This window comes from Cellulomonas sp. Leaf395 (assembly GCF_001424125.1).
Classification (GTDB): Bacteria; Actinomycetota; Actinomycetes; order Actinomycetales; family Cellulomonadaceae; genus Cellulomonas.
The window spans coordinates 766,441-783,502 of record NZ_LMQI01000005.1 but is presented as its reverse complement, the minus strand read 5'-3'; the positions used below and the strand labels follow the sequence as shown (position 1 = coordinate 783,502).

General features: G+C 72.0%; 15 protein-coding genes. 2 read left to right on the top strand and 13 right to left on the bottom strand.

The features are described from left to right. Positions 1-150 precede the first annotated feature (150 nt). From ASG23_RS18150 to ASG23_RS18120, 7 genes are all read right to left on the bottom strand, one after another. On the bottom strand, positions 151-954 hold the full coding sequence (locus ASG23_RS18150) for an HpcH/HpaI aldolase family protein (RefSeq protein ID WP_056027895.1): 804 nt from the start codon (positions 952-954) through the stop codon (positions 151-153). After that, positions 939-1,727 carry a 2-keto-4-pentenoate hydratase gene (locus ASG23_RS18145; RefSeq protein WP_056027894.1) on the bottom strand — a complete coding sequence of 263 codons (789 nt, stop codon included), beginning with the start codon at positions 1,725-1,727 and terminating at the stop codon, positions 939-941. The genes ASG23_RS18150 and ASG23_RS18145 overlap by 16 nt, the downstream gene beginning before the upstream one ends. After that, complete coding sequence (gene hpaD / locus ASG23_RS18140; RefSeq protein WP_056027892.1) at positions 1,724-2,848, bottom strand: 3,4-dihydroxyphenylacetate 2,3-dioxygenase; 1,125 nt, start codon at positions 2,846-2,848, stop codon at positions 1,724-1,726. Before hpaD ends, ASG23_RS18145 begins: the two co-directional genes overlap by 4 nt. Position 2,849: 1 nt before the next feature. Next, positions 2,850-4,334: an aldehyde dehydrogenase gene (locus tag ASG23_RS18135; RefSeq protein WP_056027890.1), complete on the bottom strand. Its 1,485-nt coding sequence runs from the start codon at positions 4,332-4,334 to the stop codon at positions 2,850-2,852. Positions 4,335-4,344: 10 nt separating this feature from the next. After that, positions 4,345-5,055, bottom strand: a complete 711-nt coding sequence (locus tag ASG23_RS18130; RefSeq protein ID WP_056027888.1) for a GntR family transcriptional regulator — start codon at positions 5,053-5,055, stop codon at positions 4,345-4,347. After that, positions 5,037-6,524, bottom strand: coding sequence for a fumarylacetoacetate hydrolase family protein (locus ASG23_RS18125; protein ID WP_056027885.1), 1,488 nt, complete (start codon positions 6,522-6,524; stop codon positions 5,037-5,039). Before ASG23_RS18125 ends, ASG23_RS18130 begins: the two co-directional genes overlap by 19 nt. Positions 6,525-6,590: 66 nt before the next feature. Then, positions 6,591-8,237 carry a thiamine pyrophosphate-binding protein gene (locus ASG23_RS18120; protein WP_056027883.1) on the bottom strand — a complete coding sequence of 549 codons (1,647 nt, stop codon included), beginning with the start codon at positions 8,235-8,237 and terminating at the stop codon, positions 6,591-6,593. Between the two features lie 102 nt (positions 8,238-8,339). On the opposite strand from ASG23_RS18120, the gene ASG23_RS18115 reads away from it, so the two are divergent. Further along, positions 8,340-10,211 carry an FAD-binding monooxygenase gene (locus ASG23_RS18115; protein WP_056027881.1) on the top strand — a complete coding sequence of 624 codons (1,872 nt, stop codon included), beginning with the start codon at positions 8,340-8,342 and terminating at the stop codon, positions 10,209-10,211. On the opposite strand, the gene ASG23_RS18110 is transcribed toward ASG23_RS18115, so the two are convergent. Together ASG23_RS18110 and ASG23_RS18105 are read right to left on the bottom strand one after the other, a co-directional pair. Then, positions 10,208-11,095 (bottom strand): phenylalanine 4-monooxygenase, encoded by an 888-nt coding sequence (locus ASG23_RS18110; RefSeq protein WP_056027879.1) that lies wholly within the window; start codon positions 11,093-11,095, stop codon positions 10,208-10,210. The two genes, ASG23_RS18115 and ASG23_RS18110, sit on opposite strands and share 4 nt — an antisense overlap. Before the next feature lie 110 nt (positions 11,096-11,205). After that, positions 11,206-12,369: a hypothetical protein gene (locus ASG23_RS18105; protein WP_056027877.1), complete on the bottom strand. Its 1,164-nt coding sequence runs from the start codon at positions 12,367-12,369 to the stop codon at positions 11,206-11,208. Positions 12,370-12,718: 349 nt separating this feature from the next. Between ASG23_RS18105 and ASG23_RS18100 the strand changes: the two genes are divergently transcribed. Next, positions 12,719-13,042 (top strand): hypothetical protein, encoded by a 324-nt coding sequence (locus ASG23_RS18100; RefSeq protein ID WP_056027875.1) that lies wholly within the window; start codon positions 12,719-12,721, stop codon positions 13,040-13,042. Between the two features lie 141 nt (positions 13,043-13,183). On the opposite strand, the gene ASG23_RS18095 is transcribed toward ASG23_RS18100, so the two are convergent. The 4 genes from ASG23_RS18095 to ASG23_RS20070 form a co-directional block, all read right to left on the bottom strand. Continuing rightward, positions 13,184-14,059: a universal stress protein gene (locus tag ASG23_RS18095; RefSeq protein ID WP_056027873.1), complete on the bottom strand. Its 876-nt coding sequence runs from the start codon at positions 14,057-14,059 to the stop codon at positions 13,184-13,186. 147 nt (positions 14,060-14,206) lie between these two features. Further along, the gene (locus ASG23_RS18090; protein ID WP_157465738.1) at positions 14,207-14,596 is read right to left on the bottom strand and encodes a hypothetical protein; all 390 of its coding nucleotides are present in this window, start codon (positions 14,594-14,596) and stop codon (positions 14,207-14,209) included. Between the two features lie 128 nt (positions 14,597-14,724). Next, positions 14,725-15,591, bottom strand: a complete 867-nt coding sequence (locus ASG23_RS18085) for an alpha/beta hydrolase (RefSeq protein WP_056027869.1) — start codon at positions 15,589-15,591, stop codon at positions 14,725-14,727. 129 nt (positions 15,592-15,720) lie between these two features. Then, complete coding sequence (locus ASG23_RS20070) at positions 15,721-16,860, bottom strand: hypothetical protein (protein ID WP_056027867.1); 1,140 nt, start codon at positions 16,858-16,860, stop codon at positions 15,721-15,723. Between the last annotated feature and the right edge of the window lie 202 nt (positions 16,861-17,062).

Below are 17,062 nucleotides of genomic sequence, written 5' to 3'. Positions count from 1 at the left end.
CATCACCCGGATGTCACGTCGGGACCGGGGACGCGGCCGCGCCGGTGCGCCGTTGCGGTGCGTGGACGATCACGCCGTGCTGCGACGGCACGCACGAGACGATCGTTTCACCGCCGTCGCGGTCGCCGCTGACGATAGCCCGCAGGGCCGTCAGGGACTGGTGGCCTCAGCGTCGGCGGCCGGGTGCTCGAGTCGCTCGGCGAGCTGCTCCGACCCCCGCGCGAGGAGCGTCACGTCAGACCCGACGAGCACGAACGTGGCTCCGGCGTCGACGTACCTGCGTGCCAGGGCGGGGTCGAACGCGTTGACACCGACCGGCTTGCCGGCAGCGCGCACGGCGTCGAACGTGCGGTGGACCGCGGCGACGACGTCCGGGTGGCTCTGCCGGCCGAGCAGCCCCATCGAGGCGGCGAGGTCGGCCGGCCCCACGAAGACGGCGTCGACGCCGTCGACGGCCGCGATCGCCTCGGCGGCGGCCACGCCCTCGACCGTCTCGATCTGCACGATCAGTGACACGTGCTCGTCGGCGTCGTCGAGATACCCCTCGACCCTGTTCCACCGGGCCGACCGGGCGAGCGCCGACCCGACCCCGCGGCGTCCCCGGGGCGGGTAGCGCACGGCCTCGACGACCGCCTGCGCCTCCTGCGCCGACGACACCATGGGCACGAGGAGGTTCTGGGCCCCGAGGTCCAGGACCTGCTTGATCGTCACGACGTCGCCGATCGGCACCCGCACGACCGGGGTCACCGGGTAGGCGGCGACCGCCTGGAGCTGGGACAGCACCGATTCGAGCCCGTTGGGCGAGTGCTCCATGTCGATGAGCAGCAGGTCCACCCCGGAGCCCGCGCAGATCTCGGCGACGAGCGGGCTGCCCGTGCAGACCCACATCCCGACGAGCGGCCGGTCCGCTGTCGCGAGGGCGTCGCGGAACGTCGGCATCAGGTGAAGCGGCATGTGATCGTCCCCAGGTCGCGGTAGTCGGCCAGCACGGTGTCGCCCGGGTGCACCCACATCGGACGGGTGAAGGAGCCCGCGAGCACGAGCTCACCGGCCTCGAGCCGGTCGCCGTGCTGGGCCAGCTTGTTCGCCAGCCACGCGACGCCCAGCGCGGGGTGGTCGAGCACGGCGCCGGCGACGCCGGACTCCTCGACCGTCCCGTTCCGATACAGCAGCGCGGCGACCCAGCGCAGGTCGACGGCGTCGGGTCGGACGGGGGTGCCGCCCACCACCATCGCCCCCATCGCCGCGTTGTCGCTGATCGTGTCGACGATCGTGCGGCCTTCGAGCGCGATCCGCGAGGACAGGATCTCCAGGGCCGGCACGACGTGCTCGGTGGCGCGCAGGACGTCGGCGAGCGTCGCGTCGGGACCCTCCAGGGGCTCGGCCAGCCGGAACGCGAGCTCGACCTCGATGCGGACGTTCGAGAACCGGTCGTGCTCGATCACGGAGTCGTTGTCGTAGACCATGTCAGCGAAGATCGCCCCGTAGTCGGGCTCGTCGATGCCGGTTGCCACCTGCATGACCTTCGACGTGAGGCCGATCTTGTGGCCGACAGGTCGCCGACCGGCGGACACGCCCCGTCGCCGCCACTCGCGCTGCACCGCGTACGCGTCCTCGACGGTCATGCCGGGGTGCCGCGCGGTCAGCAGCGGCACCGTGGTCCGGTCGCGCTCGGCGGCGGCCAGCTCGTCGGCGATCGCCGTGAGGGTCTCGGCGGGGAGCGTCACAGCTGGTGCCCCAGCTTGTACTCGCCCTGCTTCCAGCTGGGGAGCTCGTCGGGGGCGTCACCCTTGCGCGTGTAGGAGAACCCGTCGGCCCCGATGGTGACCTCCATCTCGCTGGTGTCCGTGCGCGCGACGACCGGCTGCGGGACGCCGTCGAGGTCGAGCACGAGGGACGCCTCGGTGTACCAGGAGGGGACGACGGGGTTGCCCCACCAGTCGCGACGCTGGTTGTCGTGGACGTCCCAGGTGACCACCGGGTTGTCCGGGTCGCCGGTGTAGTAGTCCTGCGTGTAGATCTCGATGCGGTGCCCGTCGGGATCGCGCAGGTAGAGGTAGAACGCGTTGGACACGCCGTGCCGACCGGGCCCGCGCTCGATGCGGTCCGAGAGCCGCAGCGCGCCGAGCTTGTCGCAGATCGCCAGGATGTTGTGCTTCTCGTGGGTCGCGAAGGCGACGTGGTGCAGGCGCGGGCCGTTCCCGCCGGTCATCGCGGTGTCGTGGACGGTGGGCTTGCGACGCATCCACGCGGCGTACGTGGTGCCGGCCTCGTCCTGGATGTCCTCGGTCACCCGGAACCCCAGGTCCTCCATGTACGCCACGGCGCGCGGCACGTCGGGCGTGACCTGGTTGAAGTGGTCGATGCGGACGAGCGGGCCCGTCGTGTGCAGGTCGTACCGCCACGCGAGCCGTTCGACGTGCTGCACGTCGTGGAAGAACTCGTAGGGGAACCCGAGCGGGTCCTGGACGCGGACCGAGTCCCCGATGCCCGTCACGAAGCCCTCCGGCCGCCGCTCGACCCGACACCCGAGCTCGCGGTAGAAGGCGACCGCCTTGTCGAGGTCCGCGGGGGAACGGACCCGGTAGGAGAGCGCGGCGACCGCGGCCACGGGACCCGCGCGCAGGACGAGGTTGTGGTGGATGAACTCCTCGAAGCTGCGCAGGTAGACCGTCTCCGCGTCCTCCTCGGTGACGACGAGGCCGAGGACGTCGACGTAGAAGTGGCGCGACTCCGCGAGGTCGGTGACGACGAGCTCCATGGAGGCGGCACGCAGGACGTCGGGGGGCGGGGACGAGGGCGTCGGGATGGGCTCGGGTCCGCCGCGGGTGATCGGGGTCGCGCTCACGTCAGACTCCTTTGCCGAACGTCGGGTTGTGCGCCTCGCCGAGCGTCACGTGCACGGCCTGCTGGTGCGTGTAGAAGTCGATCGAGCGGTACCCGCCCTCGTGGCCGAGGCCGGAGGCCTTGACGCCCCCGAACGGGGTCCGCAGGTCACGGACGTTGTTGCTGTTGAGCCAGACCATGCCCACGTCGAGCGCCTGCGCGAAGGTGTGCGCCCGCCGCAGGTCGTTGGTCCACACGTACGCCGCGAGCCCGTACTTCACGCCGTTGGCGAGCGCGAGCGCGTCGGCGTCGGTGTCGAACGGTGTGATCGCGACGACCGGCCCGAAGATCTCCTCCTGGAAGATCCGGGCGTCCGACGGCACGTCGGCGAACACGGTGGGCGCCACGTAGTTGCCGGTGGGAAATCCGTCGGGCCGGCCGCCGCCCGCGACGAGGCGCGCTTCCGTCCGGCCGATCTCGATGTAGCGCATGACCTTCGCGTAGTGCTCCGGGTGCACGAGGGCGCCGACCTCGGTGCTCGCCTCGTGCGGGGGGCCGACGACCACCCGCGTCGCCTGTGCGGCGTAGCGCTCGACGAACTCGTCGTGGATCTCGCGCTGGACGAGGATCCGGCTGCCCGCCGTGCACCGTTCGCCGTTGAGCGAGAACACCCCGAAGATCGTCGCGTCGATCGCCGCCTCGAGGTCGGCGTCGGCGAAGACCACGGCGGGGGACTTGCCCCCGAGCTCCATGGACAGACCTTTCAGGTGCGGCGCGGCGTTGGCGAAGATGAGCTGCCCGGTCCTGCTCTCACCCGTGAACGAGATCAGCGGGACGCCGGGGTGCCTGACGAGCGCGTCGCCCGCCTCCTCACCGATCCCGTGGACGAGGTTGAACACGCCAACGGGCAGGCCGGCCTCCTCGAAGATCCCGGCCCACAGGGACGCCGAGAGCGGGGTGAACTCCGCCGGCTTGAGGACGACCGTGTTGCCGGTGGCCAGTGCGGGCCCGAGCTTCCAGGACTCGAGCATGAACGGCGTGTTCCACGGCGTGATGAGCCCGGCCACGCCGATCGGCTTGCGGTTGACGTAGTTGAGCTGCCGCCCGGGCACCTTGAAGGCGTCGTCGGTCTGAGCGACGACCAGGTCGGCGAAGAACCGGAAGTTCTCGGCCGCCCGTCGGGCCTGCCCGAGCGCCTGCGTGATCGGCAGGCCGGAGTCGAAGCTCTCGAGCTCCGCGAGCCGGGCGTCGCGCGACTCGACGATGTCGGCGACGCGGTGCAGGATCCGCGAGCGCTCGCGCGGCAGCATCCGCGGCCACGGCCCTTCCTCGAACGCGTGCCGCGCCGCCACGACGGCCCGGTCGACGTCCGCCGCCTTACCGGCTGCGGCGTGCAGGTACGTCTCGTTCGACACCGGGTCGAGGACCTCGAACACGGCACCGTCCACGGAGTCGACGTGCTCGCCGCCGACGTAGTGCTGGAGGTGCTCGGGAAGATCGGCAGGCATCGGTCGCCTCTCAGGGTGCGGTCGGCACGCCGGGCTCGCCCGGTGCCTCGTCGGGGTGCTCGTGACTGAGATACGCGGCGAGGGTGGCCGACCGGTGCGAGCGAGCCGCACGCTCGATGTCCGCCAGCGGCGCGCCCGCCTCGATGAGCCCGAGGAGGATCTCGTGCTCTCGGACCGACTCCTGCGCGCGGCCGGGCACGAAGCTGAACGTCGAGTCGCGCAGATGACCCAGCCGGACCCACTCCGACTCGACGAGCGCGAGCATGCGGGGGTTCGGGCAGGCGGCGAAGAGCACCGAGTGGAACCGGTGGTTGAGCGAGGTGAAGAGGCGGGGGTCGAAGTGCTCGAGCGACGCGATCAGGCGGCGGTTGAGCTCACGCGCCTGCCGGACGTCGTCGGCGGTCAGGTGCCGGGCCGCGAGCGCGGTGGCCGCTCCTTCGAGGATGGCAAGTGTCTCCATGCTGTGCCGGTACTGGGAGTCGTCGATCATCGACACGCGAGCCCCGACGTTCCGTTCGAACGTCACGAGACCCTCGGCCTCGAGCCGGCGGATCGCCTCACGCACCGGCACGACGCTCATGCCGAGCTCGTTCGCGACGGACGCGAGGACCAGGCGGTGCCCGGGGGTGAGCTCCTCGGCCGCGATCCGCTCCTTGAGCGAGTGGTACGCGTGCTGCGACTTGCTCCGGGCCGCCGTCTCGTTCACCGGCTCTCGCGCCATGCGTCGAACCTCGCTCTCCACCACGCGTTCATCGGGAAGAGACCCTCGACGGAGTGACCGGCGGTGACCTGCTCGGCGATCCAGCCGTCCTCCTCCTCCTGCGCGAGGGTGGCGTCGACGACCTCCGCGGCCAGCGCGGGTGGGATGACGACGACACCGTCCCCGTCGCCGACGACGACGTCGCCGGGCTCGACGGTCGTCCCGCCGCACGCGACGGCGACATCGACGTCCCACGGCACGTGCTTGCGGCCGAGCACGGCGGGGTGTGGGCCTGCCGAGTAGACGGGGATGCCGACGGCGGCCACGGCGGCGTGGTCGCGGACGCCACCGTCGGTGACGATGCCGGCCGCGCCGCGCGCACGGGCGCGCAGGGCGAGGATGTCGCCGAGCGTCCCGGACCCGGCCTCGCCACGCGCCTCGATGACGAGGACCTCGCCCTCGCCGACGGTGTCGAACGCGAGCTTCTGGGCGTTGTAGCCGCCGCCGTGGCGGGCGAACAGGTCCTCGCGGCCCGGCACGAACCTCAGGGTGCGCGCGGTGCCGACGAGCTTGGCGCCGGGGTGCATCGGCCGGACGCCGTCGATCGTCACGGCGTCGAGACCGCGCTTGCGCAGCTGCGCGCTGAGACCGGCGACGGGGGCCCGCACGAGCTTCTCGCGCAGCTCGGCGGTGAGGCGGAACGGCGGAGGTGCCGGTTCCTGGCCCCACGCCTCGGCGCGCTGGACGTCGTCGACGGCGGGGAGCGACCCGAGAGCACCGTCGAACCCGTGCTCGCCCTGGACGACGGTCGTGCGGAGCCGGCCCGAGGTCGGCGCGCCGGGGGTGTCCGGTGCGTCGACCTCGACCTCGACGACGTCCCCGGGGACGATGACGGAGGAGCCGGCAGGGGTGCCCGTGAGGATGACGTCGCCCGGCTCGAGGGTGAGGTGCTGCGAGAGGTCGGCGACGAGCTGGGGGAGGGGGAAGAGGAGCCCGGCGGTCGTGTCCTCCTGGCGCAGCTCGCCGTTGACCCACGCACGCAGCCGCAGTGCGCCCGGTTCGACCGTGCGGGCATCGAGGAGACTGGGTCCGACCGGGGTGAAGCCGTCCCCGCCCTTGGACCGGACGTTGGAGCCCTTGTCGTTCGCGCGCAGGTCGTACAGCCCGAGGTCGTTCGCCGCCGTGACCCATGCCACGTGGTCCCACGCCCGGTCCAGGGGCACGCGTCGGGCGACGGTGCCGATGACGAGCGCGATCTCGCCCTCGAAGGCGAGCAGCTCGGTGCCGCGCGGACGTTCGACCGTGCCGCCCGACGGGGCCACGGAGCTCGAGGGCTTGAAGAAGTACGACGGATGGGTGGGGCGGCGGCCGCGCTGGTCGGCGCGCGAGGCGTAGCTGAGGTGGATCGCGACGATCTTCCCGGGCCGGCTGGGGAGGCCGGAGTGCCGGGGGTCCGATGCCTCCTCGACGGAGGTGCTGTCGTCGGTCATGAGCTCCCTCGCTCGAGTGCCGGTGAAATCGTATACGAATCGGCCGTCGCGGTGTCGTGGCGGCGATCAGCCGCTCGCCCGCGCGATCTCCTCCCAGAACGGTGCGACCACGGCGCCGGAGATCCGCAGGTCGAGGAGCAGGAACGGGCGCTCGGTCACCGGGCGGGCGCGCCACGCAGTCAGCACCTCGAGATCCTCGATCGACCGCACGGCGACGCCGTGGGCGCCGAGCGCGGTGGCCACGCCGGCGAAGTCGACGTCCGGGATGAGCATCGGCTCCCGGGCCAGACCCTTGCGGCCGTAGAGGTGCATCTCCGCGCTGTACGCCCCGTCGTTCCACACGACCGCGATCCCGCGGCCGCCCGCGACCCGCACCGCCGACTCGAGGTCGGACAGGGCCATGAGCCCGCCACCGTCGCCTGTCGTCAGGACCACCGTGACCTCCGGCCGGGCGAGGGCCGCCCCCACCATGCTGGGGAGGCCGAGCCCGATCGCCTGGAACGCGGTGCCGACCATCACCATGCGGTCCGGTGCCGACACCGGCCAGTACATGTTCGCCCAGCCGAGGAAGTGCCCGCCGTCGGAGACGACCACGCGGTCCTCGGGCAGCAGCTCGGCGAGCCGCGCCGCCGCGGAGCGCGGGTCGAGTCGCCCGTCCGCGGCGGTCCCGTCCCCGGGGTGGTGCCCTCGTGCGGCGGTGAGGTCGACGGACTCGCGCCACCCGCTGGGGGAGACCCCGTCGAGCTCGTCGAGGATCGTCTGCGCGACGACCGCGGCGTCCCCGCGGACGTACCCGCCCACGTGCGGATGGGTCGCCGCGGGCGCGACGTCGACCTGGAACACCCGGCACCCGGGCGCGAAGAGGTCCCCGAACCGCATCGTGAACTGGTTGAGTGCGGCGCCCACGACGACCGCGACGTCGGCCTCCCGGACGAGCGTCATCGCCTCCCGGGTGCCGAAACCACCGGCGACGCCGAGGTCGAACTCGCTCCGCGGAAAGATCCCGCGCCCGAGCGCCGTCGTCGCGGTCAGCGCACCGACGGCGTCGGCGACAGCTCCGAGCACCGTGCCTGCGCCGGCCACCCAGGCGCCGCGACCGGCGAGGAGCAGCGGTCGACGCGCGGTGGCGAGGGCGGTCGCGACCTCCCGCACGACGCCCTCGGCGAAGGCGCCGCGCACCGCGAGCGGAGCGGGCAGGCGGGGGGTCGGCGTCTCGGGCACCGGGCCGGTGTCCAGGGTCGCGACGTCGTAGGGGAGCGCGAGCACGGTGGGCACCCGGTAGGTCAGCGCGTGCTCGACGGCTATGACGGTCGTGGCGGCGGCGTCCGTGCGGCCCACCGTGTAGGTGCGTGCGCCCACGGCCGAGGCCATCGCGATCTGGTCGACGTCCCACGGGCGCGGACCCGACGTCGGCTCGTCCCCGACGACGAGGATGAGCGGCACGTGCGCCTGCACGGCCTCCGCGAGGGCGGTGAGGGTGTTGGTGAACCCCGCCCCGTACGTCGTCGTCGCCGCAGCGAGCCTGCCGGAGGCCCGGTGGAAGGCGTCGGCCGCGACCACGGCGCCGGCCTCGTGCCGGACGGGGGTGAAGCGGGCGGCGGTCTGGCACGTCAGGGCGTCCAGGAAGTACGCGTTGCCGTTGCCCATGACCCCGAAGACGTGGTCGACATGAGCGGCGAGCGTGACCGCGACGTGCGCGGAAACCGTCGGCATGGAGGAGGACCTCTCGGACCGGGTCGGCCGCGTCGGTGCGGCCTGGAAGGGATAATATACGATCCGTTCCACCTCGACATCGGCGTCAGGGGAGTCAGTCCCATGCAGTTCCACCACCACGGCTACGTCTCCGGCGACCCGCGCGTCCAGCCCGCCGCCGGCGTCGGCCTGGACCGGCCGGACGAGCTCCCCGACGAGGTCGACGTCCTCATCGTCGGCACCGGGCCCGCGGGGATGATCGCGGCCGCGCAGCTCTCCCAGTTCCCCGAGATCACCACCCGGATCGTCGAACGCCGCGACGGGCGGCTCCCCATCGGGCAGGCGGACGGCATCCAGGCACGCAGCGTCGAGACGTTCCAGGCGTTTGGGTTCGCCGGCCGGATCGCCGAGGAGGCCTACCGGATCACCGAGATGTGCTTCTGGCACCCGGACCCCGCCGACCCGTCGCGCATCGTCCGCGGCGAGCGCCCTGCTGACGACCCCGGTGGGATCAGCGAGTTCCCGCACCTCATCGTCAACCAGGCACGCGTCCTCGACTACTTCGCCGAGTACATGGCGAACGCACCCAGCCGGATGGTGCCGGACTACGGCTACGAGTTCCGCGGCCTCGAACGGTCCGCCGACCACGTCACCGTCACGCTCGTGCGGACGGCGGGGGAGCAGGCGGGGCAGGAGAAGGTGGTGCGGGCGAAGTACGTCCTGGGCGCCGACGGTGCCCGCAGCGGGGTGCGCACCGCGATCGGCTGCACGATGGAGGGGAACTCGGCGTTCCACGCCTGGGGCGTCATGGACGTCCTCGCCGTCACCGACTTCCCCGACATCCGCCTCAAGTGCGCGATCCAGTCCGGTGCGGGAGGCAGCATCCTGCTCATCCCACGGGAGGGCGGCCACCTCTTCCGCATGTACGTCGACCTCGGAGAGATCGACCCCGACGCCCACCACGAGGTGCGCAGCACGACGATCGAGCAGATCATCGCCCGCGCGAACGAGATCCTGCACCCGTACACCCTCGACGTGCGCGACGTCGCCTGGCACAGCGTGTACGAGGTGGGCCACCGGCTCACCGACCGGTTCGACGACGTGCCGGTCGAGGAGAAGGCGCTGCGCACGCCGCGCGTGTTCATCGCGGGCGACGCCTGCCACACCCACAGCGCCAAGGCCGGTCAGGGCATGAACGTGTCCATGCAGGACGGCTTCAACCTGGCGTGGAAGCTGGGGTACGTGCTGTCGGGCCGGAGCCCGGAGAGCCTGCTCGCCACGTACTCCGCCGAGCGTCAAGTCGTCGCGCAGAACCTCATCGACTTCGACAAGGAGTGGTCCACGCTCATGGCGAAGACACCGGAGGAGCTGGGGGACCCGGGTCGGCTCGCCGACTTCTACGTGCGGACCACGGAGTTCCTCTTCGGCTTCATGACGCAGTACCCGCCGTCGATGGTCGTCGCCGAGCCCGCCCACCAGGCGCTGGCCACGGACTTCCCGATCGGGAAGCGGTTCAAGTCCGCGCCGGTCGTGCGCGTCGCCGACGCGAACCCCCTGCAGCTCGGGCACCAGCACCGCGCGGACGGCCGCTGGCGGGTGTACGCGTTCGCCGACGCCGGGCAGGCCCCCGCGCTGACGGCGTGGGCCGGGTGGATGGCCGGATCGCCCGGCTCCCCGGTGCGCGCCCACGGCCGGGACGTCTTCGACGTCAAGGTCGTCTACCAGCAACGGCACGTCGACGTGGACATCTCGGCGGTGCCCGAGCTCTTCCTGCCGCGCACCGGGCCGTTCGAGCTCGTCGACTACGAGAACGTCTTCGCGACGCACCCGGACGACGACATCTTCGAGCTGCGGGGCGTGGACCGAGCCGGGTGCGTCGTCGTCGTCCGGCCCGACCAGTACGTCGCAGCCGTGTTCCCGCTCGACGCCACGGACGAGCTCGCGGGGTTCGTCCGACAGCACCTGCTCGTCCGGGAGCGGGTCACAAAGAGCTAGGCAGCACCGCGGGCGAGCCGGGCCGGCGTCTCGTCGTCGAACTCGGCGAAGAACCCGCCCACCCGGTCGGTCAGCTCGCTCATGCCGTCGCAGGCGAACAGGATCGGCTGGTAGTGGCTGATGTCGTACTCGAGCGTGGCCATCTGGTGGAAGTCCACGGGCCGGACGTCGGCCCCGCGGAACTCCTCGATCTCGCCGTACGAGGAGAGCAGGCCCGCACCGTAGGCCCGCAGCTCGCCGTCCTCGTACATGACCCCGAACTCGATCGTGAACCAGAAGACGTCGGCAACGTACTGGAGTCCCTCGGGCGTCTCGCACCGGCGCGCGGCCTCCCCGGCACGGCGCTTGACCTCGGCGATCGCGGGGTTCGCGAGCAGGTTGCAGTGCCCCACGACCTCATGGAGGATGTCCGGCTCCGGCGTGTACAGCGGTTGGGACGGGTGGCGCAGGTACTGGGTGGAGTGGAACACGCCGTCCGCGAGCGACCCGTAGAACACGTCGAGGGGTACGAGCCCCGCGGCCGGGTGGAGCCGGAAGCCGCTGAGCGGACCGAGACCCGCGCTGACCTCGTCGAGCTGGGGAACGTGGTCGGTGGGCAGGGCAAGAGCCTCCTTGCCCTCCAGGAAGCCGCGGATCGCGAGCCGCTCGTGCTTCGGCGCCAGCTCGCGGCACACGGTCCGCCAGATCTCGTTCTCCGAGTCCGTGTACTCGACGCGCGGCACCGGGTCACCGGGCTGCCACGCGAGAGCCGGCGCGGCGATCTCGCTGCGACGGCGCCGGTACTCCGCGTCCTTCGCGCCGGGGTGGTCGTCCGCGAGGTGGACCGTGACCTTGCCGTCCTCGTCCGCGGTGACGGGGGCGTAGAGCTGTCCTTCTTCGAACATGCGATCCGTTCTACGCCTGAAGCGCGAGCGACGCATCCCCCGAACGCGACGGGGACCGCGCACCCGTCGTCCATGTGCCAGGCACCCGGCTCGGTTGCCGCGACCTGAGACTAGGCCTCGGCCTGGAGCGCCTCCTGGGTAGGACTCTCCTCCATCATGCTCGAAGCGCGGGTGGCCGGGCCCGGCCTGATCATCTCCACCTGCGAGTCCTTCGACGGCAAGGAATCGACGAGCTCGCCCGCCCGCCGGTCCAGGATTCCGGTGAAGGCCTGTTGCCCGAAGCCCAGGAGCAGTGCGTACGCGAGGATCTGCTCCTGTGAGTCGAGCGAGGAAAGGCCAGGAACGAACTCTCCGCGTATGGCAACCAGCCCGAGAATCGCAGTAAATGCGCCGAGCGGAACCTTCAGCCACGCCAGTGCGAGCGGCACGTTGTAGGCGCCAGAGTTGCCTTTGAGCTTCCTGATCGAGATCGTCGAGGCGAGAGTTCCGCCGAGGAGTCCGACGAGACCCACCATCAGCACGTCGCCGCCTGTGGGCGCCTCCGTGTCGGTGCGGGTCGGGCAGTTGAGCAGTGGTGTCCCCACGGCAGTCGAGTCGTCGCCGGACGACTCGGTCGCACCGGCGTCGGGGGCCACGAAGCACAGGGGCAGCACCGTCGGGTTGAGCGCCGTGAAAGTGGCGGTGGTGCCCGTCAGCAGGATCACGATCGCTGCCGCGGACAGGATGCTGTTGCGGAAGAGCCGAAGCCGCGCGTGCTGCACGTCGGCGGCCTCGTAGACGTCCTCGAGAAGCCTGCGGACCCACGCGCGGCGGAGCGCGAGCGGTTTCGCGTACAGAGCGGCCTGGCTGATGCATCGGGGATCATCACGACTGAGCTCGGTGTGGGCGCGCGCCACGACGCCAGGTATCTCGGCGGTCAATTCCTGGGGCGACATGATGTCGATCATCTGTGCCCGCGCGGTGTGCAGATTGCGATAGGCCAGCTCGACGAGTGTTCCCCGCCACCAGTTGAAGAAGCGACCAGGCACCGGGTCGTTCCGATATGCGGCCCGCACCGCCCGTGCCACCAGGTCGCGGACGCCCTCGGCCACGACCTGGTCTTCGGCCGACCATCCGTCGCGGGCGCTCGCGACGTCGACGCGCAACCACAGCGCACGCAGCTCCGCGTCGACGTGCGGGACCCAGATCCGCTTGCGTCGCTTTTGCGACGCTTCCGACGACCACGGGTTGCCGGTGGCGGTGCGTTCTTGAGCTGGTTCCTCGTCAGCGGCCATGTCGGGTCTCCTGCTCGTGCCCACCGTTTACAGGACCTGCACCCGGCGAGCGCCCATCGTCGGATTGCTCGCCGCAGTTCTGATCCTCCTCCGTCGACGCGGCTCGTCAAGGTCTGCGGCAAAAAAGGAAAACACGATGAACGACCAGAGGTCCGAATAGCGACCTCCAGAACACACGGGCGCTTGGTGATTCCACGCACGGCGACGGCGCTTTCCATTCGATAACGCGCGTTGAGAAACCCCGTCCGGCAGCCTGGAGAGCTGAGGCTGCCGGACGGGGAGTCAGCGCGTCACGGGTACCACTGCTGCTTCGCGCCTCCGCGGCTCGGCGCCGCGGTGCCGAGCCCAGTTGCTCCAGGTCGCACTCGGCGGCGCGGACTGGGTGATCGGCGACAGTAACGCGCGCCTGCGCCACGACGGTCGGCTGGACGTCCGGGTGGAGGGCCTGGTCCTGACGTCGACCGGCGCGAACCCCGTCACCCAGCTCGCGGCCAGCGTCGTGTGGAACGGGGCCGTGGTCGCGACGACGGCCGTCGTGCCGTTCTCGTCCACGGGTGATGCCAGGATCGACGCCGAGGTCACCCTGCCGCAGAGGTGCATCGCCCCGGACGTGCTGCTCAATCCCCGCGGCAGCGCGGCGGTCTACATCGGCGTGACCGGCACCGAGGGGTGAGGTCCGGGCCCGGCTCCTTGGGAGCCGGGCCCGCCTGCGCGTGCGGCCGTCGACGCCGCCGATCGTTCGGGTCGACGACCGCACGCGCGGGACGGGTGACCACCTGCATCGCACCGGTGGCGACCTGCCCCTACCTGTCGGTCATCCGTTGTCGTGCACGACCACCACCGGGACCGTCGCCTCGCGCAGGACCGCATGGCTGACCGAGCCGAGCAGCATGCCGCGGAAGGTGCCCAGTCCCCGCGAGCCCACGACGAGCAGCGCGGCACCGGTGCCGAGGCCGACGAGGGCGTCGGCGGGGTCGTCGTCGACGAGCGCGAGCTCGACGGTGAGACCGTCGTTCTCTGCGCGGAGCGACTCGGCCACGCTGTGCGCAGCGCGGTGCGTCGGGTCGTCCTCGTCAGCCGTCGCCAGCGGGGGAACGCTTCCGCGCCCGAAGGGGTCGGGGATCGTCGGTCGGGCGTGCACGACGAGAAGGGGCCGCCCGCGCATCCACGCCTCGCGCGCCGCGACGCGCGCCGCCGCCAAGGACGCCGACGACCCGTCGACGCCGACCACGACCGCCGCATCGGTCGCCGTGGGGTGGTCGGGATCCGAGCGGACCACCGCCACAGGGCACCGGGCGTGTGCCGCGACGTGGACACCTGTCGAGCCCGTGCGCGCGCGCCCGGTGCGGGCATGGGCACCGAGCACCAGCAGCTGGGCGCCGAAGCTCAGCTCACGCAGGCACGGCACCACCTGACCGTGCATCACCCGGGTCTCGACGGGCACACCGGGGTGGTGCTCCGCGAGGGAGCTAGCGAGGTCTTCCAGGTACGCCTTCGCCTCGGTGTCGACGTCGCTGCCCCCGACGACCGGGTACCAGCTCCAGGCCGTGACCTGCCAGGCGTCGTCGAGAGCGCGCACGAGCAGGAGTGAAGCCCGCCGCCGGACGGCCTCGTCGACGCCCCACCTGAGCGTCTGCGCACTGTGCTCGGTCCCGTCGAGGGCCACGACCACCGGTCCGTCGGCACGCATGGCACCACACCTCCGTCCGCGTCGGACAGGGCCGTTCGTCTGCCGGCCGCTCTGCCGCGCTATCTCCAGGGTCCGCCTTCGCGACCCCGTGCGTCCCGGGACTTGAGTCCCTCATCCGGCCGTCGTGCAGGCTCGGACGCGCCTTCGTCAGCGTCGGCCGGACAGGGGGAACATCGGGCTCGGCACGCCGTCGTCGGCGGGAAGGCCGAGGACCTGAGCGAGGTCGACGTCGACCAGCACGGTGTCGCCGGCCCGTCGCACCCGCACCGTGCCCACACTGTCGACGGCGAGCCCGCGCAGCTGTGCAAGCACGGCTCCAGACGCCGGTGAGGAGACGTCGAGCGTCATGATGACGGTCCGCATGCCCTTGTCCGAGGCATCGAGGACAGCCTGACGGACCAGGCGTGCGGCCGTGCTGGCGGCGGCACTCCCGCCGTCCGTCCGTACCTGGACTCGGCAGAGGGAGTTGTCGAACCGCGTCTCCACCGAGGTGTCTCCGACGCGCGCCTCAGCAGCCGTGGTCAGTGCGGTGATCATCACCATCTCCCTCCGAGCGGTCGCGAATGCCCAGTCCATCGCGCCGTGACCGATTTATCCAGGGCCGAAGGTCCCACCTCGTGCGCTCCGCCGGCGGGGACGTCGGTGGTGCAGCGGGCGCGGAGCGGTCAGGGCGCCCCGGGGCAGGGCGGCGTAGCCGCGACGGTCGCGATGTCCACCACGGCGTTCACCAAGGAACTTCCTGCTACCAGCGTCGCGTCGTTGTGGTTCGCCCCGGGCACCACGACCTCGACGACCGGCCGGGGTGCTGCACGCGCCGCGTCCGCGACCGACCGGCTCAGGCGCGGCGGCACCGTGGTGTCCGCGTCGCCCAGCACGACGGCGACGGGCACGGTCGTCCGGCGCACCGCGGTGACGACGTCGAACCGGTCGAGCAGCAGCGCGCCCACCGGCACGTGGTAGGCGGCGCGTGCGGCGTCGGCGAGCGTGGTGAACGGCGAGCGCAGGACGAGCGCGGCCGGAGGGTGCTCGGCGGCAAGCCCGGCCGCGACCGCCGCACCGAGACTCTCTCCGAGGTAGACCAGGGAGGCGTCGGGGATGCCGGCATCGTGCAGGTACGCCCGGGCGGCGCGCGCGTCTCGGGCCATGCCCACTTCCGACGGCGCCCCCGGGTTGCCTCCGTACCCCCGGTACTCCAGCAGCAGGACTCCGAAGCCTGCATCACCCAGCGCCGCGGCGAGCGGGGCGCGAACGCCGCGATGACCGCCGTTGCCCGGCATGACGAGGACGGTCGCGTTGCAGCCCTCGGGGGGTGGCAGGTGCCACGCCGCGAGCGTCAGCCCGTCGGAGGTCCGCAGCGAGACCTCCGCGCCTCCGGGCAGGGCGTCGTCCACCGGTGGTGGAGCGCTCCGGTCCGGCACGAAGACGAACGAGCGCTGGAACGCGAGGACGAGCCCGACGCCGACGAGGAGCGCGACGGCGACGACCGCCCCGACCCGGGGCAGCACCCGAAGAGCGCGCCTCCGCTCCGCCATCCTCCGATCGTCGCACCGGCGTCACCGGTGATCGCGCCCTCGACGATGACCGGTTCTGTGACGCCCTAGATGTCGCCGCCGGCCGCGCTGATCCCGGCGGCGGCGAGACAGTGCCGGGTGGGGCACGGGTCAGGCGAGCTGGACGTCCCGTCGGGCGTAGCGGGTGAGCCCGGACGCGACGAGGGCGCCGGCGACCACCGTCAGAATCAGTAGCGGTGTCCAGGAGAACGGCTCCGCCGGTTGGTACGGCGTCGCCGAGAACGGCAGCGCGTCGAGCACCCAGCTGGGCAGGTGCAGCGCGTCGCCGGCGATGACGATGACCCACATCGCGCCGAGCGCCGCCCACGGACCGACTACCGCGGCGCGTGGCAGCCATCCGAACAGCGCCACCGCCACTCCGAGGATGACCATGACAGCCGGCCAGTACGCCAGTGCCGCGAGCGCGAGCGACCCGACGTGCCCCGTCTCGCCGATCGACGCCCCGTAGGCACCGCCGAACAGCGCGCCACCGATGACGAGCAGCACCGCCGTCCCGACGACCGGGATGGCGAGACGTCCCGCGGCCCATCGCAGGCGCGACATCGCGCCGGCCAGCTGCAGCTCGGCCATCCGGCCGCCTCGTCGCTGCGCAGGGCCACGGCTGACTGGACGGCGAACACGGTGACGACCAGGGCGATGAGCTCGACGAGGAGGGCGAGCAGGGAGTCGATGCCGGTGCCGGCGACGAGTGCCGGCATCTGCGTGCCTGCGTCGTCGAGCAGGTCGGTCATCGCCTGGACGAGGGACCCGAACAGGAGGGCCGACAGGGCGCCCGAGCGACGACGCGTACCGGGCGGGCGCGCCGGAGCGCCCGGGACGCTCGGCGACAAGCCCCGCACCGAGGTCGCGTCGGGCCTCGACCCGCAGGGCGACCAGGAGCAGCACGATGGTCAGGCCGAGCAGCGGGCCGAGGACCCACCACCGGTTCGCACCCCACGGCTGCATCTCCTGCCCCCAGCCGATCGGCGACAGCCACGTGAGTCGTCCGTCGCCGAGGTCGCCGACCATGCGCAGCACGTAGAAGACGCCGAGCACGACGGACGCGATCGTGTTGGCCCCCCGCGACGTCGTCGCGACCTGGTTGGCAACCGCCGCGACGCCGAGCGCGACCGCGCCCACGGCGGCGATCGACGCACCCACCACCAGCGAGCCCGTGATGCCGGCACCGGCCGGGTCGAGGCCGAGCAGGATCGACGCGGCCGCGACGCCGACGCCGCACGCGACGCACAACGCGGCGTTGACCAGCCATGACCCGGTCGAACAGCTCCTCCAGCGACGGTGGGTTCGCGACGAGCGATCGCGGCCGCAGACTCGCCACCGTCGCCAGCACGGCCGGCAGTTCGGCGTCGTCGACGGAGAACGTGACGTGCCCGTCGGTCCGCTGCAGGTCGTGCACGCCGGTGAGCGATGCGAGCCGGTCCGCGCCTGCGTC

Bases quoted from the DNA above. Each gene is read 5' to 3' on its own strand.
- ASG23_RS18135 (WP_056027890.1), bottom strand. From the start codon at position 4,334: ATGCCTGCCGATCTTCCCGAGCACCTCCAGCACTACGTCGGCGGCGAG.
- ASG23_RS18150 (WP_056027895.1), bottom strand. From the start codon at position 954: ATGCCGCTTCACCTGATGCCGACGTTCCGCGACGCCCTCGCGACAGCG.
- ASG23_RS18120 (WP_056027883.1), bottom strand. From the start codon at position 8,237: ATGCCGACGGTTTCCGCGCACGTCGCGGTCACGCTCGCCGCTCATGTC.
- ASG23_RS18125 (WP_056027885.1), bottom strand. From the start codon at position 6,524: ATGACCGACGACAGCACCTCCGTCGAGGAGGCATCGGACCCCCGGCAC.
- ASG23_RS18085 (WP_056027869.1), bottom strand. From the start codon at position 15,591: ATGGCGGAGCGGAGGCGCGCTCTTCGGGTGCTGCCCCGGGTCGGGGCG.
- ASG23_RS18090 (WP_157465738.1), bottom strand. From the start codon at position 14,596: ATGATCACCGCACTGACCACGGCTGCTGAGGCGCGCGTCGGAGACACC.
- ASG23_RS18110 (WP_056027879.1), bottom strand. From the start codon at position 11,095: ATGTTCGAAGAAGGACAGCTCTACGCCCCCGTCACCGCGGACGAGGAC.
- ASG23_RS18105 (WP_056027877.1), bottom strand. From the start codon at position 12,369: ATGGCCGCTGACGAGGAACCAGCTCAAGAACGCACCGCCACCGGCAAC.
- ASG23_RS18115 (WP_056027881.1), top strand. From the start codon at position 8,340: ATGCAGTTCCACCACCACGGCTACGTCTCCGGCGACCCGCGCGTCCAG.
- ASG23_RS18130 (WP_056027888.1), bottom strand. From the start codon at position 5,055: ATGGCGCGAGAGCCGGTGAACGAGACGGCGGCCCGGAGCAAGTCGCAG.
- ASG23_RS18095 (WP_056027873.1), bottom strand. From the start codon at position 14,059: ATGCGTGCCGACGGACCGGTGGTCGTGGCCCTCGACGGGACCGAGCAC.